Genomic DNA, 18,973 nt, shown 5'->3' with positions numbered 1-18,973 from the left:
CGCGACCGAGCTGCGCACCGCCAAGCACTTCTTCATCGGCGAGCCGCTCCCCAGCGACAAGCTCGAGGGACAGCTGCTGCAGAAGCGGCTCGCGCTCCCCATCTTCGCCAGCGACCCGCTCTCCTCCGTGGCCTACGCGCCGCAGGAGCTGCTGATGATCCTGCTGCTCGGCGGGCTCTCCTTCCTCACCTTCGCCCCCTGGGTGGCCGCGTGCGTGGTCGTCCTCCTCGTCGTGGTGGTGCTGAGCTACCGCCAGCTGATCCGGGCCTACCCGTCCGGCGGCGGCGACTACGAGGTCGCCCGCACCAACCTGGGCGAGACGGCGGGCCTCACGGTCGCCGCCGCCCTCCTCGTGGACTACGTGCTCACCGTGGCCGTGTCGGTCGCCTCCGGAGTCGACAACATCATCTCGGCGGTGCCCGAGCTCGCGCCGCTGCGGGTCGAGCTGGCGATCCTCTTCGTGGTGCTGCTGGCGGCCGTGAACCTCCGCGGCGTCTCGGAGTCGAGCCGCGCCTTCGCGATCCCGACCTACCTCTTCGTCGCGAGCGTCTTCGTGATGGTCGTCGTCGGCCTGGTCCGCACCGCCTTCGGCGACACCCCCGTGGCGGAGTCGGCGGGCTTCACGGTGCAGGGCGAGCAGCTCACGCAGGCGGCCGTCGTCCTCCTGCTGCTGCGCTCCTTCGCGAGCGGCTGCGCGGCGCTCACCGGCGTCGAGGCGATCTCGAACGGTGTGCCGGCGTTCCGCGCCCCGAAGGTCAAGAACGCCCAGCGCACCCTCGTCGCGATGGGCACGATCGCGATCGTGCTCTTCGTCGGCCTGACCGCCCTCGCCCTGCTCTCGAACGTGCACTACGCCGAGAACGCCTGCCACCTGGTCGGATTCGCCGACTGCGCCACGACCCCGCAGCGCTCCGTCATCGCGCAGGTCGCCGCCGCCACGTTCGGCAGCAACACGATCCTGTTCTTCATCATCCAGGCCGCGACCGCCGCCGTCCTGCTCCTCGCGGCGAACACCGCCTTCAACGGCTTCCCGCTGCTGGGGTCCGTGCTGGCCCGCGACGGCTACGCGCCCAAGTCGCTGAACACCCGCGGCGACCGCCTCATCTACTCCAACGGCGTGATCATCCTGGCGCTCGTCGCCGCGATCATCCTGCTCGTCTACCAGGCCTCGCTCACGAGCCTCGTGCAGCTGTACATCATCGGCGTCTTCGTCTCGTTCACGCTCGGGCAGTCGGGCATGGTCAAGCACTGGGTGCGGATGATCCGCAACGGCGAGGGCTCGCGCACCGTCTACACGAGCCTGGCCATCAACCTGTTCGGCGCGACGCTGACCTTCGCGGTCCTCGTGGTCGTCACGATCACGAAGTTCACCCACGGCGCCTGGCTCGTCTACCTGGTGATGCCGATCCTCGGAGTCCTGATGGCCGGCGTCTACCGCTACTACCGCGACGTCGAGAAGGAGATCGAGGTCGACCCGACCACGACCTTCGGCGCCAACGGCGATCACGCGATCGTGCTGGTGGGCCGGATGAACAAGCCCACGCTGAAGGCGCTCGACTACGCCATCGCGGCGCGGCACGAGACGCTGGAGGCGGTGCACTCCTCCATCGACGACGCGCAGACCGCGCAGCTCAAGGCCGACTGGGCGCAGATGGACATCGAGGTGCCGCTGCGCTGCGTGGCCTCGCCGTACCGCGACATCTCGTACCCGCTGATCAAGTACATCAAGGCCCACCGCCTCGAGCACGGCTCCGAGATCACCACGGTCTACATGCCGCAGTACATCGTCGGGCACTGGTGGGAGGCGTTCCTCCACAACCACAAGTCGCGGCGGATCCGCCAGAAGCTCCTGCTGGTGCACGGAGTGACGGTGGCGCTGGTGCCGTGGCTGCTCGACTCGTCCGAGCTGATCTACGGGCGCCGCTCGCGGCCGATCCCCGGCCAGACGCGCCGCGGCGAGCCGGTGCGCCCGGTGACCCGTCGCCCGATCCCGCCCGCGTCCTCGCTCCCTCAGGGTGCCGCCGGCGAGGGCGCCCCGCGCATCCCGCAGCGCCCGGCCGCGCAGAACCGGCCGCGCTCGAAGCGGCGCTGAGGCGGCGAGGCCCGCAGACGGGTAGAGGGCCCGCGGCGTGTGCCGCGAGCCCCCGATTTCCCCTTAGTGCCTTCCCCCGAAGGCGGCCCGCCCCAACGGGCCGTGTCCGACGCTATCGGTGGGCTATGCACCTGCGCATCCTCCTCGCGACGGATGCCCGTGATCCCTTCAGACGACAGGCTCGTCCTCCGCCGTGTCAGACGACGGCCCCGCGCACCCCTCGGCCGGTGAGCCACCAGACCGCGGCGACGGCGATCGCGGCCGCCGCACCGCCTCCCACGAGCAGGACCGCCGCCCGCACCACGTGCGCCCGGTAGGCGGCGTCGAGCGGATCGATGCCCGCCCCCGCCAGCACGATCCCGGCGGGCACCACCGCAGCCGCGAGCACCACGGCCGCGGCCGCGATGCGCACCGGCTGCCGGCCGTCGGAACGGAGCTTCCGGGGACGGCGGCCGACGTACCAGACCACCGCGCCGATCCCGAGCCCGAGCAGCCCGAGCACGCCGCTCGCGTACTGCGCCCACCGGAAGCCGGGGAAGGGCCCGAGCTCCTGCTGCAGCACCGGGATCGCCGAGACGAAGAGGCCGCCCCGGTGGGTGAAGCCGTCCCACATCACGTGACTGGCGGCTCCGATGGCGATGCCGGCGGCCGCGAAGACGAGCACGCGGATCCACTCGGCTGCCCCGCGGGGCGGTGAGCGCCGGGGACGCAGGCGCGAGCGGACCAGCGCGGGTGCGAGGTCGCGCCAGGCCGGAGCGACGACCGCGCTCCAGAGCGCGAGGCCGAGCATCCCGAGCAGCAGGTCGACGGTGACGACGCCGAGGAGGGAGTGGGTGGACTCGCGGGCGACGGCGATCGGGAGGTACATGCCGATGTCCGGGACCATCGCGCCGACGGCGACGGCCGCGGCGGGGATCCGGCCGTTCGAGAACGCGAGCGCGACGACGGCGTGGCTCGGCGTGAAGGGCATGACACGCACGTTATCCCGGCGATGCGACCGGCGAGTGTCCGCGTCGCGAAGCGGGCGTCACCGATCGCGATCCGGCCCCTGCGCGCCACTCCGGCGCGCCGGCTTCCCGGGGCCGGCGGTCAGCCCGAGGAACGTGATCCCCAGGACGAGGAATACCGGCCAGACCGGATTCCCGAGGACCGCGAAGACCGCTCCCGCCGCGAGGAACAGCGGACCCGTGACCGCGTTCCAGCGCCGGGACGCCTCCTCCGTCGACATCCGACCCGGACCCTTCCCGCCCTGCGCGCGCACCATTCCTCCACGCTAGGCCGCCTCCGCGGGGCCCGCCTCCCCCGTCCGGCGGAGCTCCGCGCTCGGGGAGCTCCGAGCGCGGCGACCGTAGAATCGTCCGGAAGTCCGGCCCTCCGGGCCCAGCGGCGACGGATCGGAGCGGGTGTGCGGAAGGCGTTCGCGATCCTCCGCCTGGCCCTCGCCGGGCTGGGCGCGGTCGGACTCGTCGGCGACTTCTTCTACACGCTCGGCTTCCGCGCGTTCCAGATCGACAACTTCTTCGCCTACTTCACGACGCAGTCGAACATGGCCGGGGTCGTGGTGCTGGGCCTGTCCGGCCTGGTCGCCCTCGCGCGCGAGCGGGAGCCGCGCTGGCTCAGCACGGTGCGGGCGCTCGTGCTCACCTACATGGTCGTGTCGGGGATCGTCTTCGGGCTGATCGCGGTCGAGGCCAACAACCGCGGCGTGCGGGTCGACGTGCCCTGGTCGAGCGCGCTCCTGCACTTCGTGATCCCCACGCTCGCGATCCTCGACTGGATCCTCGGCCCCGGCCGCAGCCCGGTCGCCTGGCGCGGGGCGCTGACCGTGCTCGGCTTCCCGATCGTCTGGGGCGTCATCACCCTGGTCCGCGGGGCCCTCATCGGCTGGTACCCGTACTTCTTCCTCGACCCCGGCCAGGTCGACGGACCCGTGATGTTCGTTCTCTACGACGTGATCGTGCTGAGCCTGATCTCGGGCATCGCCGCGTTCGTCCTCGCGCTCAGCCGGGTGCGGCCGCTCGGGGCGGCGCACGCGTCGGAGTGGCGCGGGCCGCTGGCGCGGCTCCGCGAGCTCGTCAGCCGGCGACGACGGCGAACGGCTCGAGCGCCGTCTGCGCGAGGGTGACCAGCTCGTCGTCGCTGAGGTCCTGCAGCGAGAGGGCCTGATCCGCTCCGACCAGCCCGACGAGCACCGCCTCGCCGGTCGACGGCTGGAGGTCGAGCCACTCGGTGATGCCCGCCTCGGAGCCGACGAGCGACCAGCGCGCCGGTCCGCCCGTCTTCCAGAACGCCTCGTCGAAGCGCAGCCACAGCGTCTCGACGACACCGGAGCCGAGGGCCGCGACGGCCGCGCGCTGCGCGAACGGGAGCGGCGGGTCGAAGGCGATCGCGTCCGTCTGCAGGACCCCGATCGGAACGGTGACCAGCACCCGGTCGGCTGTGAACGACTCGCCGGTGCCCAGGCGGATGCTGACGCCGGTCTCCGTGTAGCCGATGCCGCTCACCACGGCGCGCAGCGAGACCTCGACGTCGGCGAGCAGCGTGTCGACCAGAGGCGCGAGCCCGTCGGTCAGCAGCGCGTCGCCGGAGTCGTCGCTCAGCTCCTCCGCGGTCGTGGCGGCGGAGGCGTCGCCCAGTCCGTACCAGGAGGAGAGCTCCTCGGGAGCGGCGCCGGTGCGCAGCGCGGTCGTGCCGGCGAGGTGCGCCGCCACGCGGGCGGCGTCGCCGTCGCCGGAGCCCGGCTCGGCCTCGGCGGGGTCGGGCGCTCCGGAGCCGGCGAACGACTCGGCGAGCGCCAGGTCCTCCGGCTGCTCCGCTCCCCACTCGAGCGCGCGGGTCAGAGCATCGGCTCCCGTGGTGCCGGTGTCGAGGGCCGCGCCGTCGGCATCGCTCGAGCGGACGTCGGCGAGGTCGACCGCGGTCGTGACCACGCCCGCGTCCGCGATGCTCTCGCGCAGGGCGGCTCCCGCGCCGGTGAGGGCCCAGGTCCCGGTCTCGACGGCGATCGGCCAGCCGTCCGGAGTCGCGGTCGCGATGCGGCCGCCGGTGCGCTCGCGCGCCTCCACCACGGTGACGTCGAAGCCCGCGTCGGACAGGCGCCGCGCGGCGACCGCTCCGGCGAGACCGGCCCCGACGATCGCGATCCGCTCGCCCTCGTCGGCGACGGCGCTGATCTCGGCGGCTGCGCGGACCCCGGAGTTCCAGGCGCCCTGGAGCGTGCCGGGCGCCTCCGTGTCGGTGGCCTCGCCCGCGAGGAAGACGCGGTCGAGGACTGCGGTGCCCAGGTCGGTGCGGTGCTGCGGCGTCGCGCCGACGGGCAGGTAGGAGACGGAGCCGAGCGCGTACGGATCCTCGGCCCAGGCGGAGCGCACGAACGCGGACGGCGCGGGGACGGCGGTGGTGCTCGGCGTCGGCACGGGGGCCTTCGTGACGGAGCGGGTCGGCGTCGGACGCGACGGGGTGCAGCCCGCGAGGGCCAGGAGCCCGACTCCCGTGGCGGCTCCCGAGAGGAAGAGGCGGCGTCCGATCGTCATCCCGGACATCCTACGTTCTCGGCGTTCCGCGGGGGCGGCGCGGGCGGATGGTCAGTGCCGCCGGGAGCGGACGTTCTGTAGCGCCCACCCGGCCAGGAGCACGACCGCGACGATCACTGCGGTGATCACCGCGCTCCACGGATCCTTCGCGCCCACGGCGGTCGAGACCCCGGCACCGGCCAACGCCCCCACGAGCGCGAACGCCAGGGCGGTCCAGGGCGTGAGCGTCCTCGACGCCGTCGTCCGGTTCCGTCGACTGCTCATGTCCGAATACTCCCCTCGAGTCGTGCACACCCGTCTAGCCTGCCGGAGAAACCGAGCCGACGTCGATAAAACGAGACAGGCGGGCGAGATTCGTTCAGGTTCTCGTCCAGAAGCATCATCGCCATCCGGGGTGACGGCGGAACGGCGAGCGGATAGCGTCGGGGCAACGCGGACCGGGCCGCGGCGACGGGGGACGCAGCATGGACACGACACGGATACGGACCGCGACGACGACCACGGCCGGGGCTCCTCCCCGCAGCCACCTCCACGCGGTTCTGCTCGGCGCGCTGGGCATGATCGTGGTACCGCTCCTCATCGTCCTCGCGACCACGGCCTGGTCCTCCCCCGGCCCGGAGGAGTACGTGCGCATGTCGCTCGGCTCGGTCGTCGCGGCGTGCGTCTCGGTGGTCGGCGCGTGGTGGCTCGCCTTCGAGCGGCGCAGCGCCGGGGCGCCCGGTCGCACCTGGTTCTGGGGCATCGCCTGCCTCGTCACGCTCAGCGCGGTCTCGACCGTCGGAGCCGCCGCCGACCGCCTCACCGGCCTGATCACGGGCTGAGCGAGCGGCCGTCCTGGCGCGGTCACCGCGCGCGCCTCACCCCTCGGCGACCGGCCCGGTGGCTTTGAGCCCCTCCCCGAGTGAGCGGCAGCAGCATCGGCGCAGGTGACAGCCCCGTCGAGACGACCGCGCGGCTCAAGGTCTTGGATCGGAGGCGCGTCGCTCGCGCTCGGCGGACGGCCGGCGGATCGGGGAGGAGGGCGCTGAGGTACTCGCCGGACGGTGCATCCGCGGTCCGTCGCCCCGCGGCGCGTTAGCGTCGTCGGATGGCGAGCATCACGTACCCTGCACCCCTCCGCGCCGGAGGCCGGGTGGAGGTGCCCGCGCCCTCGATGGGAGTCTCCGAGCACCTGCACGACCGGCTGCAGGACGCCGTCCGCCGTCTCGGCTCGGCGGGCTACGACGTCCGGGTCCGGCATCACGCCCTCACGGGCGGACTCGTGCCGGCGCCCGCCGCGGATCGAGCAGCCGATCTGCACGACGCCTTCCGGAGCGGGGACGCGATCCTTCCTCCGTGGGGTGGCGAGCTCGCCCTCGAGCTCGTGGAGAGGCTCGACTGGCACGCCCTCGCAGAGGCCCGGCCCTGGTTCGTCGGCTGGTCGGACGTCTCGACGCTGCTCCTGCCCCTGACGACGATGACCGGGCTCGCGACGATCCACGGCGCCAACCTGATGGACGAGCCGTGGGAGCTGCCGGTCGAGTTCCACCGCTGGACGGAGGTCGCCGCCCTCGAGCCCGGAGCCGCGTTCACGCAGCACGCCGCGCCGCGACGCCGGAGCCGCCCGTGGGGCGCGTGGGTGGACGAGCCGCTCGGCCGCGAGCGCGCCTACGAGGAGCCGACCCACTGGCGATCGCTCGACGGAGCCGCGGACGTGACGATGTCCGGCCGTCTGATCGGCGGATGCCTCGAGACGGTGTCCCTGCTTGCGGGCACGCCCTACGGCGACGTGCCCGGCTTCGCTCGACGGCACGCTCCGGAAGGGACGGTCGTCTACCTGGAGGCGGCCGGGTCCGACGCCGTCTCGGTGCTCCGGATGCTCACCTCCCTCCGACTCGCGGGCTGGTTCGAGCAGGCGAACGGCGTCCTGATCGGACGGACCGAGGGCGCTTCGCTGCTCGAACTGAGCCAGGAGGACGCGGTGCGGCGGGCTCTCGGCGACCTCGGCGTGCCTGTGATCCTCGACGTCGACACCGGGCACCAGCCTCCGCAGATGCCCCTGGTCAACGGCGCCCTCGCCGAGATCGCGCTGAGCGGGCCGAGGGCCTCGGTCACGCAGCGGCTCGTGGCCTGAGCGCAAGGCCGAGCGGCGGGGAGGCGGCGAGTGGTAGACCTGGGGGCATGAGCAACGACATCCGCGCACTCGCCGACGGCGAGAGCTACCTCGCCTTCTTCCAGGGCGGGCCGTTCGACGGCCAGACCGAGAACCGCGTCAGCACCGACGGGGGCTACGAGAAGGAGGTCGACGTCTACGCCGCCGTCGACGGCCAGGAGACGCACCTCGTCTACAACGCCGTCTCCGCCAAGGAGGTCGGCGAGTCGGTCCACGTGACCTATTCGATCGACACTCCCGACTCCGACCCGATCGAGGACCCGGAGGACCGCGGCGGCGGATTCCAGTAGTCCGCACCACCCTTCGGATGCCGCTCCGGCGTCGCGCTCAGCGCGGCCGGGGCGGCATCCGCATGTGAGGACGCGCCACTTCGGGCCGGCGGCGGCCGGGGCCACTAGAATGATGGTTCCTCATTGTCCCGACGGGCTCGGATCCGCCGTAGTCCTGGAGCCGCCGCAGTGTCCGACCCGCAGATCCGCACGACGCCGCTCCGCGGAGACTCCGCCCGGCGCTGGCTGCACGCCCGCCACGCCGAGACCGGGCCCGATCCCGCCTTCGCCGTCACCGGCCAGGAGGCCACGGCCGAGGGTCTGCTCCTCCGGCGGATCTGGCACTCGGCCGGGTCGATCGAGTTCCGCCCGAGTCCCCGGGCCGACTCGCGATCGGTGGTGCTCCTGCTCCCGCTCGAGGGCGCGTTCACGGTCGTATGCCGGGAGGAGCGCGCGGTCGTCACCCGCGGCACCCTCGCCGTGCTGCCCGCCCGATCGGGAGCGACGATCACCACGAGCGCCTCCGGCTCCCGGCTCGTCCTGGTGGCGCGGCCCTCGGGCGACGTGCGCCCGCCGTCCGGCCTCACCGTCCTCTCCTCCCCTGCGGCGCCCGTGCTGGTCGCCGCCGCGAACGCCCTGCTCGACGCCCGCCTGCCCGTGAGCGGGGGGCTGCGCACGGCGCTCGAGGGGCTCGCGGCAGCGGTCATGGCGGGATGACGGGCGCTGTCAACCCTCCTCGCCCCCACCATCCACACACAGCGACGTCCTCGAACATCAGGTGACGCCGATCGTCGGCGCCGGAAGGAGCACTCGCCATGGCCGAGATCACCGCCCACCACGGACTCTTCAAGGACACGGACCTGCACGTCGACGACACCGGCGGATCGGGACGTCCCGTGGTCCTCATCCACGGCTGGCCCCTCTCGGGCGAGTCGTGGAAGGAGCAGGTCCCCGCGTTCGCCGAGGCCGGCTACCGCGTCGTCACCTACGACCGCCGCGGCTTCGGGCGCAGCGACAAGCCGCTCACCGGCTACAGCTACGACACGCTCACCGAGGACCTGCACACCCTCCTCACCGAGCTCGACCTGCAGGACGTCACCCTGGTCGGCTTCTCGATGGGAGGCGGCGAGGTCGCCCGCTACTTCACGAAGTACGGCGCCGAGCGCCTGCACAGCGTCGTCTTCGCCTCGGCCGTCCCGCCGTACCTGATGAAGACGGACGACAACCCCGACGGCCCGCTCGAGAAGGCGCAGGCCGCGCAGATGACGGCCGGACTCACGAAGAGCGAGGACGACTTCTACGACCAGTTCACCACCGACTTCTTCTCGGTCGACGGGGTGCTGAAGGTGACGGAGGAGCAGCGTCAGGAGGCGATCGCTCTGGCGAAGCAGTCGGCCAAGCACGCGGCGCTCGCCTGCATGACGGCGTTCGCGACCACCGACTTCCGCGAGGACCTGCCGAACGTGTCGGTGCCCGCGCTCGTCATCCACGGCGACGGCGACGGCACGGTTCCGTTCGAGGGCTCCGGTGCGCGCACGCACGCGGCGATCCCCGGCTCCGAGCTGCACGTCGTCCACGGCGCCCCCCACGGAGTGACCGTGAGCCACCCCGAGGAGTGGAACCGCGTCGTCCTGGAGTTCCTCGCGAAGTAGCGGCTCCCCTGCTGATCGAGCAGCCCCGCAGGGACGTGTCGAGACCCTCCGCACGGACACGGATCTCGATGCGCGCTGCGCGGGCTGCCCGATCAGCAGGGGGCTCTCCGCAGCGCCCGAGTCAGCCCTTCTCCGCGCCCTCGGTCGTGTTCATGATCCGCCGCTGGAAGACGAAGACCAGCACGGCGACCGGGATCGACATCAGCACCGCGGCCGCGAGCTGCAGCGGGTACTGGTCGCCGGTGCCCAGCTGCCCCGACACGAGCGACGCGACTCCGGTCGTCAGCGTGTTGAGCTCCGGCGACTGCCGCTACACCACGAAGTGCGAGAACTCGTTCCACGACCCCTGGAACGACGGGATGAACAGCGTCACGATCGCCGGACGCGCCATCGGCACCACGATCGAGCGGAAGGTCCGGAACACCCCGGCCCCGTCGATCCGCGCGGCCTCCTCGAGGGAGAGCGGGATCGAGTCGAAGAACTGCTTCATGATGAAGATCCCCGCCGCGTCCACGATGAGCGGGACGATCACCCCGGCGTAGCTGTCGTAGAGACCGAGCTGCTCGAGGATCAGGAACCGCGGGATCAGCAGCACCACCGCGGGCACGCTCATCACTCCGATGAACAGCGCGAACAGCAGCCCCCGTCCGCGGAAGCGCAGTCGCGACAGCGCGTAGCCGGCCAGCGAGTCGAAGAAGACCCGGCCGACCGTGACGAACACGGTGACGATCACCGAGTTGAGCGTCCACAGCGGCAGCGGCACGTCGGCGTCGGTCGGCCTGCGGACCCCTCGGACACCGGCTCGGGCGGCTACTGGCCGCTCTCGTACCACGGAGGCTCGGTCTGGGCCCACGACACCGCGATCGCCGTCACCGGGCTCGCCCGGGAGGGCTTCGGAGCGGAGGCGACACCCTGGTCGTCGCGCCGCTCTCGCCCGCGCTCGCCGGGCCGATCCGGGTGCACGGGATCCGCTACCGCGGCTCCGTGGTGCCGGTGGACTGGGACGGCAGGATCTGAGGCGCCGCGCCGGTCGGGGCCGCCGCGCTCAGGCAAGCGCGCTCAGGCAGGCGCGCTCTTGCAGTCGCGCTCAGGGAAGGCGCGCCACGACCGCACGCGCGATGCGTCGGCCCGAGCGGTTCGCCCCGATGGTGGAGGCCGTCGGGCCGTAGCCGGCGAAGAAGACGCGCGGATCGGTCAGCGAGGCGCCGTCGGCGACCGCGATGCCGCCCTCGCGCTCGCGCAGTCCGAGCGGAGCGAGGTGGCGCAGCTCCGGCCGGAAGCCCGTCGCCCAGATGATCGCGTCGGCGCGCGTGAAGGAGCCGTCGGGCCAGCGCACGCCCTCCTCCTCGATCGAGGAGAACATGCCCCGCTCGTGCAGCAGCCCGCGCTCGATGCCGGCCACCACCCGGCGAGTGCGCTGCACGCCGGTGCCGCCGACGATGCTCGGGAGGGGCAGGCCGGCGCGCGCGGCGCGGTCCTGCTCGGCCACCGCCTCCACCGCCGACTCCATCGCGAGCTGCTCGCCGTCGTGGTAGACGACCGGCCGCCGCGTCGCCCAGGTCAGCGAGCGCGCCACCCGCTCGAGCTCGAGCAGGAAGCCGATCGCCGAGGTGCCGCCGCCGACCACGAGCACCTGCTTGCCGGCGAAGTCCTCGGCGCGGACGTACTCGGTCGGGTCGATCTGCACGCCGCGGAAGCGGTCGCGCCCGCGGTAGTGCGGGACGAAGGGCGAGCCCCAGGTGCCGGTCGCGTTGACGAGCAGGCTCGCGCGCTCGACCGCGCGGTCGGACTCGACGACGAGCGGCGACCCCGTGTCGTGCGGCGTCGCGCTCGCGACACGCCGCACCGACTCCGGACGGCGGATCTCGAGACCGAGCTCCTCCTCGTAGCGCCCGTAGTACTCGCGGACCACGTCCCGTGCCGGACGCCGGTGGTCGGCCGTGCGGAACGACAGCCCCATCCGCTCCATTCCGGGGAGATCGTGCACGCGGTGCGCGGAGCCGAGCCGCAGCGCCTCCCAGCGGAACTGCCAGGCCCCACCGGGCTCCGGGCCGCGGTCGAGGATCACCAGGTCGCGCCCGGGGACGAGGCCGAGACGGCGCAGGTAGTAGGCCACGGACAGGCCCGCCTGGCCCGCGCCGATCACCACGACGGGGCGCGGTGGGGCGACGCTGTCCACGGTGCTCCTGACGCGGTCGAGGATGGGCGGCCGTCCGGCAGATCGAGGCCCGGGGTGGCGTGTCCCCCGTCTGCTAAACTACCGCGTAGATTTCAACTTTCCCTGTCTGCTCTTTTCCCCAGCCGGCTCACTGCCCGTCTGGCCTGTCATCGTGAGGGGGTCACCCATGGGGCGCGGCCGTCAGAAGGCGAAGAACACCAAGATCGCCCGTGAGCTGAAGTCGTTCAGCCCGGCGGTCGATTACAGCGCGCTCGAGCGCGAGCTCAGCCACCCGGACGAGCCCGACTACTCGAAGTGGATCGACGCCGAGGACGACGGCGACGACACGGACCTCGTCGAGGAGCCGCACCAGAAGCGTGCGTGACTCCTCCCGCGAGACGGGGCCGCTCCCTCGGGGCGGCCCCGTTTCGCGTGCGAGCGAGGATCCGGCGGGCGAGGACCGGGCGACCGGGCAGTCGTCGGTCAAGGATCCGCCCCGCGGGGACGCGGCCGACGGCGCCGTCCGGCAGCTGTCGACGCGGGTCGCCTACGAGACCCCGTGGATCCGCGTCCGCGAGGACGAGGTGCTCTGGCCGGGCGGGACGCGCGGCGTCTACTCCGTCGTCGAGCGCGAGGACTACGCCCTCGTGCTCCCGCGGGAGCGCGGCGGATTCTGGCTGGTCGAGCAGTACCGGTACCCGATCGGCCGCCGCGCGTGGGAGTTCCCGGCCGGGGGCTGGCCGCACGGCTCGTCCGGCGGCGACGCCGAGGCGCTCGCGCGCGCCGAGCTGCGCGAGGAGACGGGCCTCCGGGCCGAGCGCCTGACCCACCTGGGCCGACTCGCGGAGGCGTACGGCTTCGTCGCGCAGTCCGTGGACGTCTTCCTCGCCGAGGGGCTGGAGCACGGCGAGCACGAGCGCGAGGACACCGAGCAGGACATGCGGCAGGAGTGGTTCCCCGATGCGGAGATCGCGGAGATGGTCCGCTCCGGGGCGATCGTCGAGACGGCCGCGGTGGCCGCGCTCGCCCTCTTCCATCTGGAGCGCGGGTCGCTCGGTTGAGCACGTTCTCCCGCTTTCCGCCACGGAGTGCAGATTGTCGGTGCCCCCTGGGACACTGACCGGATGAGCTCTTCCCCGCCCGCACAGCTGCCCGTGTGGCAGTCGGAGCGGCGCGGGAACGACCTCGAGGAGGCGCGCGACTTCTACGCCGGCTCGTACAACGGCTCCGGCTTCCGGGCCGAGCGCTCGGTCGTGCCGTTCGCGTTCCGCTACACGACGACCGGGCCCGGGCCCGTGAGCCTCCACTCCGCCTCGTTCCTCGGCCGGGTGCGCGGCACGGTGGCCCCGAGCGACGTCTACGTCGCCCTCTGGCTGACCGCCGGGCGCGCCTTGCTCGACCTGGGGCGCGACGAGCACCGCCTCGTCGTCGGGCGCCCGGCCATGTTCCCGAGCGGCCGGCCCTTCGGCTTCGAGGCCCTCGAGTACCGCGACGCGCTCGTGCACTTCGAGGCCGCCCACCTCGAGGCGATCGCCGCCGAGCTGCACGGCACCGAGCCCGGCCCGCTGCAGTTCGCCCCCGTGGCGCGCGACACGACGGCCTGGTGGGCGGCCGTCCGGCTCCTGCGCGACACCCTCGCCTCCGCGCACACGCCCACCGTGCTGCAGCGTGACGGCGTCGCGCGCATCGCCGCGATCGCCGCCCTGCAGACCTTCGCCCACCGCATCGCCCCGCTGCCGGCCGTCCCGCCCTCCGTCAGCGCGCGGCGCCTCCGCCGGGCCGTGGAGTTCGTGCAGGCCAACGCCGACCTGCCCCTCGGAGTGGCCGACATCGCCGACGCGGCGGGGCTCACGGTCCGCGGCGTGCAGCTGGCCTTCCAGCGCGCCTTCGGCGAGACCCCGAGGCGCTACCTGCGCGACGTCCGCCTCGAGCGCGCGCACGAGGAGCTCTCGGCCGGATCGATCGGCTCGCTGGTGGTCGGCGACGTCGCCGCCCGCTGGGGATTCATCAGCGGCGGTCGTTTCGCCCAGCACTACGCGACGCGCTTCGGCGAGCTCCCGAGCGAGACACTCCGCCGCTAGCCCCGCCGATCCCCGACGGCGGTTCCGCCGCGAGGCGTTCGGGCGTACTGTCCGAGGACCGCCCGCTGCCCCGCGGGCCCGCGTCGATGGAGTCGCGAATGTTCGAACCCGGAGGATCCGCGCGACCTGTCGCGCGGATCGGCTACGTCACCGCCGCCCTGCTGGTCGGCGCGATCCTGGTGGGCGGCGCGGTCGGCGCCTCCGTCGCCCTGGTCCTCTACCTGCCCGGCGTCCTCGCCGCCGACGGCCCGCCCGGACTGATCGGCTTCGGCCTGCTCATGGGAGCCGCATCCGGCGTCGGCATCGGAGTGGTCGGAGGCGCGGGAGCGGTCGCCGGCATGGTCGCGGTACGCGTCGCGAGCCGCCGCGACGGTCCGTTCGTGCTCGGCACCAGCGCGGGCGCGGGCCTCGGCGTGCTGGTCGCCTCCGCGAACCTGCTCGTCAGCCGCGACGCTCCGACCTGGGCGTCCGCTCTGCTCGCCACCGCGGCCGCCTGCGCCCTCTGCGCTGCGGGCTCGTGGCTGCTGACCCGGCACGAGCACTCCTGGGAGCGCGCGCACGCCGCACCGCGCTGATCCGCGGCGCCTCCGGAGGTCAGCCCGCGTAGGACCCGACCAGGCGGACCGCTCCGCCGTCGACGCCCTTCGCGCCCTGCTCGAAGCCCTCGAATCCGCGCGCGGCCGTCGAGACGCGGCCCGCGACCCACGACGGGACGCCCGAGCGCTCGAGGCGCGCGATCACGCCGTCGGCCGCCTCCGCCGCGACCACGGCGAACATGCCGATGCCGAGGTTCCAGGTGCCCTCGGTGCTCTCGAGCGTCGCGCCGGACATCCCGGCGAGCGCGCGGAACACGTCGGACGGGCTCCAGCTCGCCCGCTCGACCTCGACCCACGAGCCGCGCGGCAGCACCCGGGCGAGGTTCGCCGCGATGCCGCCGCCGGTGACGTGGCTGATCGAGTGGACGGCCGGGCCGAGCCCGGCGTCGTCGAGCAGGTCGAGGAGGGGACGGGTGTAGAGGCGGGTCGGCTCCAGCAGCACCTCGCCGACCACGCCGCCCAGCTCCTCAGAGCGATCGGTGAAGCCGATGCCGCGCTCGGCGAGGATGTGGCGCACGAGCGAGTAGCCGTTCGAGTGCAGTCCGGAGGAGGCCATCGCCACCACGACGTCGCCGTCGCGCACGCGGTCGGCGCCGCGCACCTGGTCGGCCTCGATCGCGCCGACCGCCGCGCCCGCCACGTCGTAGTCGTCGGGTCCGAGCAGGCCCGGGTGCTCGGCCGTCTCGCCGCCGACGAGCGCGGTGCCCGTCTCGGAGCAGGCGAGCGCGATGCCGGCGACGATGTCGGCGATGCGGGCCGGGACCACCTTGCCGCACGCGATGTAGTCGGTCATGAAGAAGGGGCGGGCGCCGACCACGACGATGTCGTCGACGACCATGCCCACGAGGTCCTGCCCGATGGTGTCGTGCTTGTCGATCGCCTGCGCGAGCGCGACCTTGGTGCCGACGCCGTCGGTCGAGGTCGCGAGGAGCGGGGCGCGGAAGTCGCGGAGGAAGGAGACGTCGTACAGGCCCGCGAAGCCGCCGACCCCGCCGAGGACGCGGCTGTCGTGCGTCGCCGACACCGCCGACTTCATCAGCTCGACGGCGAGGTCCCCCGCCGCCGTGTCGACTCCTGCGCGGGCGTAGCTGCTCGTCTCATCACTCACGCGACGACCCTACCGACTGGCCCCTCCCGCCGCGGCGCGGATCCGGGTCCGCCGCCCCGGCGGCTCCCGCTGCGCGCCCGCGGTCACGCGTCCCAGGCCACGTAGTGCAGCTCGGCGCGGTCGCGGCTGCGGTGGAGGTCGAGGTAGGACCGGGCGATGACCTCGGCCGCCGCGTCCGGGTGGCCGCCGTCGATGAGCGCGGTGATCGCCACGTGGGCGGCGTAGACGCCTCGGGGCTCGAGCGCGGAGTGGAGGTTGAGGACCCAGTTCCGCAGGCCCGCGGCGGCGATGTTGATGTTCGCCAGCGCCGCGTGCGGGGCGACGGAGCCGCCGCCGGTGGTGACGAGGATCGTCCCGCTGCCGGCGGCGATCATGTCCGGAACCACTTCGCCGACGGCACGGAGCGCGCCGCCGAGGTAGAAGTCGATCTGCGGCTGCAGGTTCTCGGGCGTGACGTCCAGGACTCCGACCGGAGCGAGAGCGGAGTCGGCGGGGGAGAACTCGAGGACGTCGATCGGACCGAGGTCGGCACGGATCGCCCGCAACGCGGCGGTCAGGGTCTCGGGCCGCGCGATATCGGCGGCGAACCCCGTCGCCTCGATGCCCTCCTCGGCGAGACGAGCGGCCAGGCCGTCCAGCTTCTCCTGGTTCCGCGAGACGAGCGCGACGGTGAAGCCGGCCCGGCCGAAGACGCGGGCGATCTCGAGGCCGAGGCCGGGGCCCGCGCCGATGACGGTGAGAAGGGGCATGGGAGGTCCTGTCGTCGTGCGCCCTGGGGCGCGATGAGCGGGGCTGCTAACTTGAGGTCAGCCTCAAGACTCATTGGACCATGAGTTGAGTGGCACCTCGAGATCATCGGGAGGATCGCATGGACGAGCAGAAGGTCCTGCGCCGGGACGCGCAGCGGAACGTCGAGAAGCTGCACGCCGCCGCCCTCGAGGTCTTCGGCTCCCGCGGCCTGGCCGCCCCCCTCGAGGACATCGCCCGTCACGCCGGCGTGAGCATCGGCACCCTCTACAACCGAGTCGGCTCCCGTGAGGAGCTCATCGACGCCGTCGTCCCGGCCGTCGCCGGCGAGAAGCTGAAGGGTCTGACAGAGCGCGCTCTCGCCGAGCGGTCCTCCCGCGGACGCCTGGAGCGCTTCGTCTCCGGGATGATCGACCTCCAGCTGGAGGACCCCGCCCTCAACGACGCGATGCTGCGCCGCTTCCCCGACGCGGTCGCCCTCATCGAGGCCTGCGACCGCTCGATCGAGCTCGGCCGGGATCTCGTCGAGGCCGCCCACCGCGACGGATCCCTCTCCCCCGACTTCACCCACGACGACCTGATGGCCCTGCTCTGGATGGCGGGCACGACCAGCCGCGAGTCCGCGGCTCCGCAGGGCTGGCGCCGCGTCCTGGACCGGAGCCTCGCGGGAGCCTGGACGGCTCCGAGCAGCTGAGCGGCCGCGCGGCTCCCCGACCGCCCGCCCGGCCGATCCGCCGGTCGGCGCCGCCCTGAGCACCCCCGGAGCCACGGATCCGCCCACGGCGAACCATTAGGGGATGAGTCCCCCGCGTGCCAGGATGGACCGTCAAACCCCCCTGCTATCCCCTTGGGAGCCCCTCCGGCATGTGCGGAATCGTTGGGATCGTGTCCTCCGGACCGGTCAACCAGTCCATCTACGACAGCCTCTCCCTCCTGCAGCACCGCGGCCAGGACTCGACCGGCATCGCGACCGCCGACGGCAGCACCCTGCACATCAAGAAGGCCGCGGGACAGGTCCGCGAGGCGTTCCGCACCCGCGACATGCGCTCGCTGCTGGGCTCCATGGGCCTCGGCCACGTGCGCTACGCGACGAAGGGCAACGCCGAGCGCGAGGAGGAGGCCCAGCCGTTCTACGTGAACGCGCCGTACGGCATCATCCTCGTCCACAACGGCAACCTCACGAACACGCGCGAGCTCACCGAGGAGCTCTTCCGCATCGACCGCCGCCACCTCAACACCACCTCCGACACGGAGCTGCTGGTCAACGTGCTGGCGAACGAGCTGCAGGCGTCGATGTCGGGCCGCGACCTCGACGCCGACGAGGTGTTCGACGCCGTCGCCCGCGTGCACGAGCGCGTCGAGGGCTCCTACGCCACCATCGCGCTGATCGCCGGCGTCGGGCTCCTGGCGTTCCGCGACCCCTTCGGCATCCGCCCGCTCATCGTCGGCCGCCGCAGCAACACCGGGGCTCCGGACGACTGGGTGGTCGCCTCCGAGTCGCTCGTCCTCGAGGCGCAGGGCTTCGAGATCGTGCGCGACGTCGCTCCCGGCGAGGCGGTCTTCATCACGCCCGACGGCCGGATGGCCAGCCGCCAGTGCGCGAAGGACCCGCGCCTCATCCCGTGCTCGTTCGAGTACGTCTACCTCGCCCGCCCCGACTCCGTGATGTCGGGCATCTCGGTCTACGAGGCGCGCCTGCGCCTGGGCGACCGCCTCGCCGACACCATCGCGCAGTACACCCCGGGCGGAGCGATCGACGTCGTCATGCCGATCCCCGACTCCTCGCGCCCCGCTGCGATGCAGGTCGCGCAGAAGCTCGGGATCGAGTACCGCGAGGGCTTCTACAAGAACCGCTACGTCGGCCGGACGTTCATCATGCCCGGGCAGGCGGTCCGCAAGAAGTCGGTGCGCCAGAAGCTCAACGCGATGTCGAGCGAGTTCAAGGGCAAGAACGTCCTGATCGTCGACGACTCGATCGTCCGCGGCACCACCTCCAAGGAGATCGTCGACATGGCACGCGCGGCCGGCGCGAACACGGTCACCTTCGCGTCCGCCGCGCCTCCCGTGCGCTACCCGCACGTGTACGGGATCAACATGCCCTCGCGCCAGGAGCTCGTGGCCCACAACCGCCGCATCCCCGAGATCTCGGAGGCGATCGGCGCCGACCAGCTGATCTACCAGGAGGTCGCCGACATGAAGGCGGCGATCCTCGAGGGCTCGGACGTCACCGACCTCGAGACCAGCTGCTTCACCGGCGAGTACGTGACGGGCACCGTCACCCCGGAGTACCTCGACTGGGTGGAGCGCACGCAGCTCAGCTGAGCTCTGCACAGCGCCGGGCGCGGCGCAACGGGTGCCGCGGATCCGTGCGCCGCTCCATGATCGGAGGGTGCGCGGCCCCGCGCGCATGCACCCGAGGAGTCCCCCGTGATCTACCGAATCCTGCCGTTCCTGCTCACCTTCGTGGCCAAGAAGATCTCGAAGTCGCAGAAGGCCAAGCGCGCCGCCGCCAAGCGCCCGACGTCCACCACGAGCAGCAGCCGCCGCTCCTCGTCGCGCCGGGGACGCTGACGCCGCGGTCCCGT

21 protein-coding genes and 1 pseudogene are annotated in these 18,973 nt (G+C 72.8%); 14 read left to right on the top strand and 8 right to left on the bottom strand.

Going from position 1 to position 18,973, the window contains the following annotated elements:
* Window positions 1–10 precede the first annotated feature (10 nt).
* Window positions 11–2,092, top strand: a complete 2,082-nt coding sequence (locus C5C24_RS09985; RefSeq protein ID WP_104304870.1) for an APC family permease — start codon at window positions 11–13, stop codon at window positions 2,090–2,092.
* Between the two features lie 196 nt (window positions 2,093–2,288).
* On the opposite strand, the gene C5C24_RS09980 is transcribed toward C5C24_RS09985, so the two are convergent.
* A complete protein-coding gene (locus C5C24_RS09980; RefSeq protein ID WP_104304861.1) occupies window positions 2,289–3,062 on the bottom strand; it encodes a DUF4184 family protein in 774 nt (257 codons plus the stop codon).
* Window positions 3,063–3,119: 57 nt separating this feature from the next.
* A complete protein-coding gene (locus C5C24_RS09975; protein ID WP_104304860.1) occupies window positions 3,120–3,356 on the bottom strand; it encodes a hypothetical protein in 237 nt (78 codons plus the stop codon).
* Between the two features lie 141 nt (window positions 3,357–3,497).
* Between C5C24_RS09975 and C5C24_RS09970 the strand changes: the two genes are divergently transcribed.
* Window positions 3,498–4,217, top strand: a complete 720-nt coding sequence (locus tag C5C24_RS09970; protein ID WP_104277045.1) for a Pr6Pr family membrane protein — start codon at window positions 3,498–3,500, stop codon at window positions 4,215–4,217.
* Here the strand turns inward: C5C24_RS09970 and C5C24_RS09965 are convergent.
* Together C5C24_RS09965 and C5C24_RS09960 are read right to left on the bottom strand one after the other, a co-directional pair.
* A complete protein-coding gene (locus C5C24_RS09965) occupies window positions 4,168–5,625 on the bottom strand; it encodes an NAD(P)/FAD-dependent oxidoreductase (protein WP_181135512.1) in 1,458 nt (485 codons plus the stop codon). The two genes, C5C24_RS09970 and C5C24_RS09965, sit on opposite strands and share 50 nt — an antisense overlap.
* A gap of 51 nt (window positions 5,626–5,676) precedes the next feature.
* Window positions 5,677–5,889 carry a hypothetical protein gene (locus C5C24_RS09960; protein ID WP_104277047.1) on the bottom strand — a complete coding sequence of 71 codons (213 nt, stop codon included), beginning with the start codon at window positions 5,887–5,889 and terminating at the stop codon, window positions 5,677–5,679.
* A gap of 200 nt (window positions 5,890–6,089) precedes the next feature.
* Between C5C24_RS09960 and C5C24_RS09955 the strand changes: the two genes are divergently transcribed.
* From C5C24_RS09955 to C5C24_RS09935, 5 genes are all read left to right on the top strand, one after another.
* Window positions 6,090–6,446 (top strand): hypothetical protein, encoded by a 357-nt coding sequence (locus tag C5C24_RS09955; protein ID WP_104277048.1) that lies wholly within the window; start codon window positions 6,090–6,092, stop codon window positions 6,444–6,446.
* Between the two features lie 266 nt (window positions 6,447–6,712).
* Window positions 6,713–7,738, top strand: a complete 1,026-nt coding sequence (locus tag C5C24_RS09950; RefSeq protein ID WP_104304858.1) for a S66 peptidase family protein — start codon at window positions 6,713–6,715, stop codon at window positions 7,736–7,738.
* Between the two features lie 47 nt (window positions 7,739–7,785).
* A complete protein-coding gene (locus tag C5C24_RS09945; protein ID WP_104277050.1) occupies window positions 7,786–8,067 on the top strand; it encodes an oligoribonuclease in 282 nt (93 codons plus the stop codon).
* 168 nt (window positions 8,068–8,235) lie between these two features.
* Entirely contained in the window at window positions 8,236–8,763 is a 528-nt protein-coding gene (locus C5C24_RS09940; RefSeq protein ID WP_104304857.1) for a hypothetical protein, read from the top strand.
* A gap of 98 nt (window positions 8,764–8,861) precedes the next feature.
* A complete protein-coding gene (locus tag C5C24_RS09935) occupies window positions 8,862–9,698 on the top strand; it encodes an alpha/beta fold hydrolase (RefSeq protein ID WP_104257891.1) in 837 nt (278 codons plus the stop codon).
* Between the two features lie 121 nt (window positions 9,699–9,819).
* Here C5C24_RS09935 and C5C24_RS09930 read toward each other — a convergent pair.
* A pseudogene (locus C5C24_RS09930) lies at window positions 9,820–10,452 on the bottom strand (carbohydrate ABC transporter permease); the annotation flags it as partial.
* 333 nt (window positions 10,453–10,785) lie between these two features.
* Window positions 10,786–11,877: an FAD-dependent oxidoreductase gene (locus C5C24_RS09925; RefSeq protein WP_104304856.1), complete on the bottom strand. Its 1,092-nt coding sequence runs from the start codon at window positions 11,875–11,877 to the stop codon at window positions 10,786–10,788.
* A 166-nt stretch (window positions 11,878–12,043) separates the two neighbouring features.
* Between C5C24_RS09925 and C5C24_RS09920 the strand changes: the two genes are divergently transcribed.
* The 4 genes from C5C24_RS09920 to C5C24_RS09905 all read left to right on the top strand — a co-directional run bounded on the left by C5C24_RS09920 (window position 12,044) and on the right by C5C24_RS09905 (window position 14,512).
* The gene (locus C5C24_RS09920; RefSeq protein ID WP_097167615.1) at window positions 12,044–12,241 is read left to right on the top strand and encodes a DUF3073 domain-containing protein; all 198 of its coding nucleotides are present in this window, start codon (window positions 12,044–12,046) and stop codon (window positions 12,239–12,241) included.
* Window positions 12,234–12,917, top strand: a complete 684-nt coding sequence (locus C5C24_RS09915; RefSeq protein ID WP_258065144.1) for an NUDIX hydrolase — start codon at window positions 12,234–12,236, stop codon at window positions 12,915–12,917. Before C5C24_RS09920 ends, C5C24_RS09915 begins: the two co-directional genes overlap by 8 nt.
* Before the next feature lie 63 nt (window positions 12,918–12,980).
* Complete coding sequence (locus C5C24_RS09910) at window positions 12,981–13,937, top strand: helix-turn-helix transcriptional regulator (protein WP_104277055.1); 957 nt, start codon at window positions 12,981–12,983, stop codon at window positions 13,935–13,937.
* Window positions 13,938–14,035: 98 nt separating this feature from the next.
* Entirely contained in the window at window positions 14,036–14,512 is a 477-nt protein-coding gene (locus C5C24_RS09905; protein ID WP_104304854.1) for a hypothetical protein, read from the top strand.
* Window positions 14,513–14,531: 19 nt separating this feature from the next.
* Here C5C24_RS09905 and purM read toward each other — a convergent pair whose 3' ends face one another.
* Together purM and C5C24_RS09895 are read right to left on the bottom strand one after the other, a co-directional pair.
* Window positions 14,532–15,641 carry a phosphoribosylformylglycinamidine cyclo-ligase gene (purM, locus tag C5C24_RS09900; RefSeq protein ID WP_104304853.1) on the bottom strand — a complete coding sequence of 370 codons (1,110 nt, stop codon included), beginning with the start codon at window positions 15,639–15,641 and terminating at the stop codon, window positions 14,532–14,534.
* Window positions 15,642–15,724: 83 nt separating this feature from the next.
* Complete coding sequence (locus tag C5C24_RS09895) at window positions 15,725–16,390, bottom strand: SDR family NAD(P)-dependent oxidoreductase (RefSeq protein ID WP_104281797.1); 666 nt, start codon at window positions 16,388–16,390, stop codon at window positions 15,725–15,727.
* A 119-nt stretch (window positions 16,391–16,509) separates the two neighbouring features.
* On the opposite strand from C5C24_RS09895, the gene C5C24_RS09890 reads away from it, so the two are divergent.
* From C5C24_RS09890 to C5C24_RS17950, 3 genes are all read left to right on the top strand, one after another.
* Window positions 16,510–17,082 (top strand): TetR/AcrR family transcriptional regulator, encoded by a 573-nt coding sequence (locus C5C24_RS09890; RefSeq protein WP_104233833.1) that lies wholly within the window; start codon window positions 16,510–16,512, stop codon window positions 17,080–17,082.
* A gap of 170 nt (window positions 17,083–17,252) precedes the next feature.
* Entirely contained in the window at window positions 17,253–18,710 is a 1,458-nt protein-coding gene (gene purF / locus C5C24_RS09885; protein ID WP_104223766.1) for an amidophosphoribosyltransferase, read from the top strand.
* Between the two features lie 105 nt (window positions 18,711–18,815).
* Entirely contained in the window at window positions 18,816–18,959 is a 144-nt protein-coding gene (locus C5C24_RS17950; RefSeq protein WP_181065538.1) for a hypothetical protein, read from the top strand.
* The last annotated feature ends 14 nt before the right edge of the window (window positions 18,960–18,973 follow it).

The organism is Rathayibacter sp. AY2B3 (assembly GCF_002931755.1).
Classification (GTDB): domain Bacteria; phylum Actinomycetota; class Actinomycetes; order Actinomycetales; family Microbacteriaceae; genus Rathayibacter.
The sequence above is the reverse complement of the archived record's forward strand: the minus strand, read 5'-3'. Positions and strand labels throughout refer to the sequence as shown.

Excerpts from the sequence above, each read along its gene's own strand:
- C5C24_RS09975 (WP_104304860.1), bottom strand. The coding sequence starts at position 3,356 with ATGGTGCGCGCGCAGGGCGGGAAGGGTCCGGGTCGGATGTCGACGGAG.
- purF (WP_104223766.1), top strand. The coding sequence starts at position 17,253 with ATGTGCGGAATCGTTGGGATCGTGTCCTCCGGACCGGTCAACCAGTCC.
- C5C24_RS09955 (WP_104277048.1), top strand. The coding sequence starts at position 6,090 with ATGGACACGACACGGATACGGACCGCGACGACGACCACGGCCGGGGCT.
- C5C24_RS09945 (WP_104277050.1), top strand. The coding sequence starts at position 7,786 with ATGAGCAACGACATCCGCGCACTCGCCGACGGCGAGAGCTACCTCGCC.
- C5C24_RS09895 (WP_104281797.1), bottom strand. The coding sequence starts at position 16,390 with ATGCCCCTTCTCACCGTCATCGGCGCGGGCCCCGGCCTCGGCCTCGAG.
- C5C24_RS09920 (WP_097167615.1), top strand. The coding sequence starts at position 12,044 with ATGGGGCGCGGCCGTCAGAAGGCGAAGAACACCAAGATCGCCCGTGAG.
- C5C24_RS09950 (WP_104304858.1), top strand. The coding sequence starts at position 6,713 with ATGGCGAGCATCACGTACCCTGCACCCCTCCGCGCCGGAGGCCGGGTG.
- C5C24_RS09905 (WP_104304854.1), top strand. The coding sequence starts at position 14,036 with ATGTTCGAACCCGGAGGATCCGCGCGACCTGTCGCGCGGATCGGCTAC.
- C5C24_RS09960 (WP_104277047.1), bottom strand. The coding sequence starts at position 5,889 with ATGAGCAGTCGACGGAACCGGACGACGGCGTCGAGGACGCTCACGCCC.
- C5C24_RS09980 (WP_104304861.1), bottom strand. The coding sequence starts at position 3,062 with ATGCCCTTCACGCCGAGCCACGCCGTCGTCGCGCTCGCGTTCTCGAAC.
- C5C24_RS09910 (WP_104277055.1), top strand. The coding sequence starts at position 12,981 with ATGAGCTCTTCCCCGCCCGCACAGCTGCCCGTGTGGCAGTCGGAGCGG.
- C5C24_RS09965 (WP_181135512.1), bottom strand. The coding sequence starts at position 5,625 with ATGACGATCGGACGCCGCCTCTTCCTCTCGGGAGCCGCCACGGGAGTC.
- C5C24_RS09935 (WP_104257891.1), top strand. The coding sequence starts at position 8,862 with ATGGCCGAGATCACCGCCCACCACGGACTCTTCAAGGACACGGACCTG.
- C5C24_RS09890 (WP_104233833.1), top strand. The coding sequence starts at position 16,510 with ATGGACGAGCAGAAGGTCCTGCGCCGGGACGCGCAGCGGAACGTCGAG.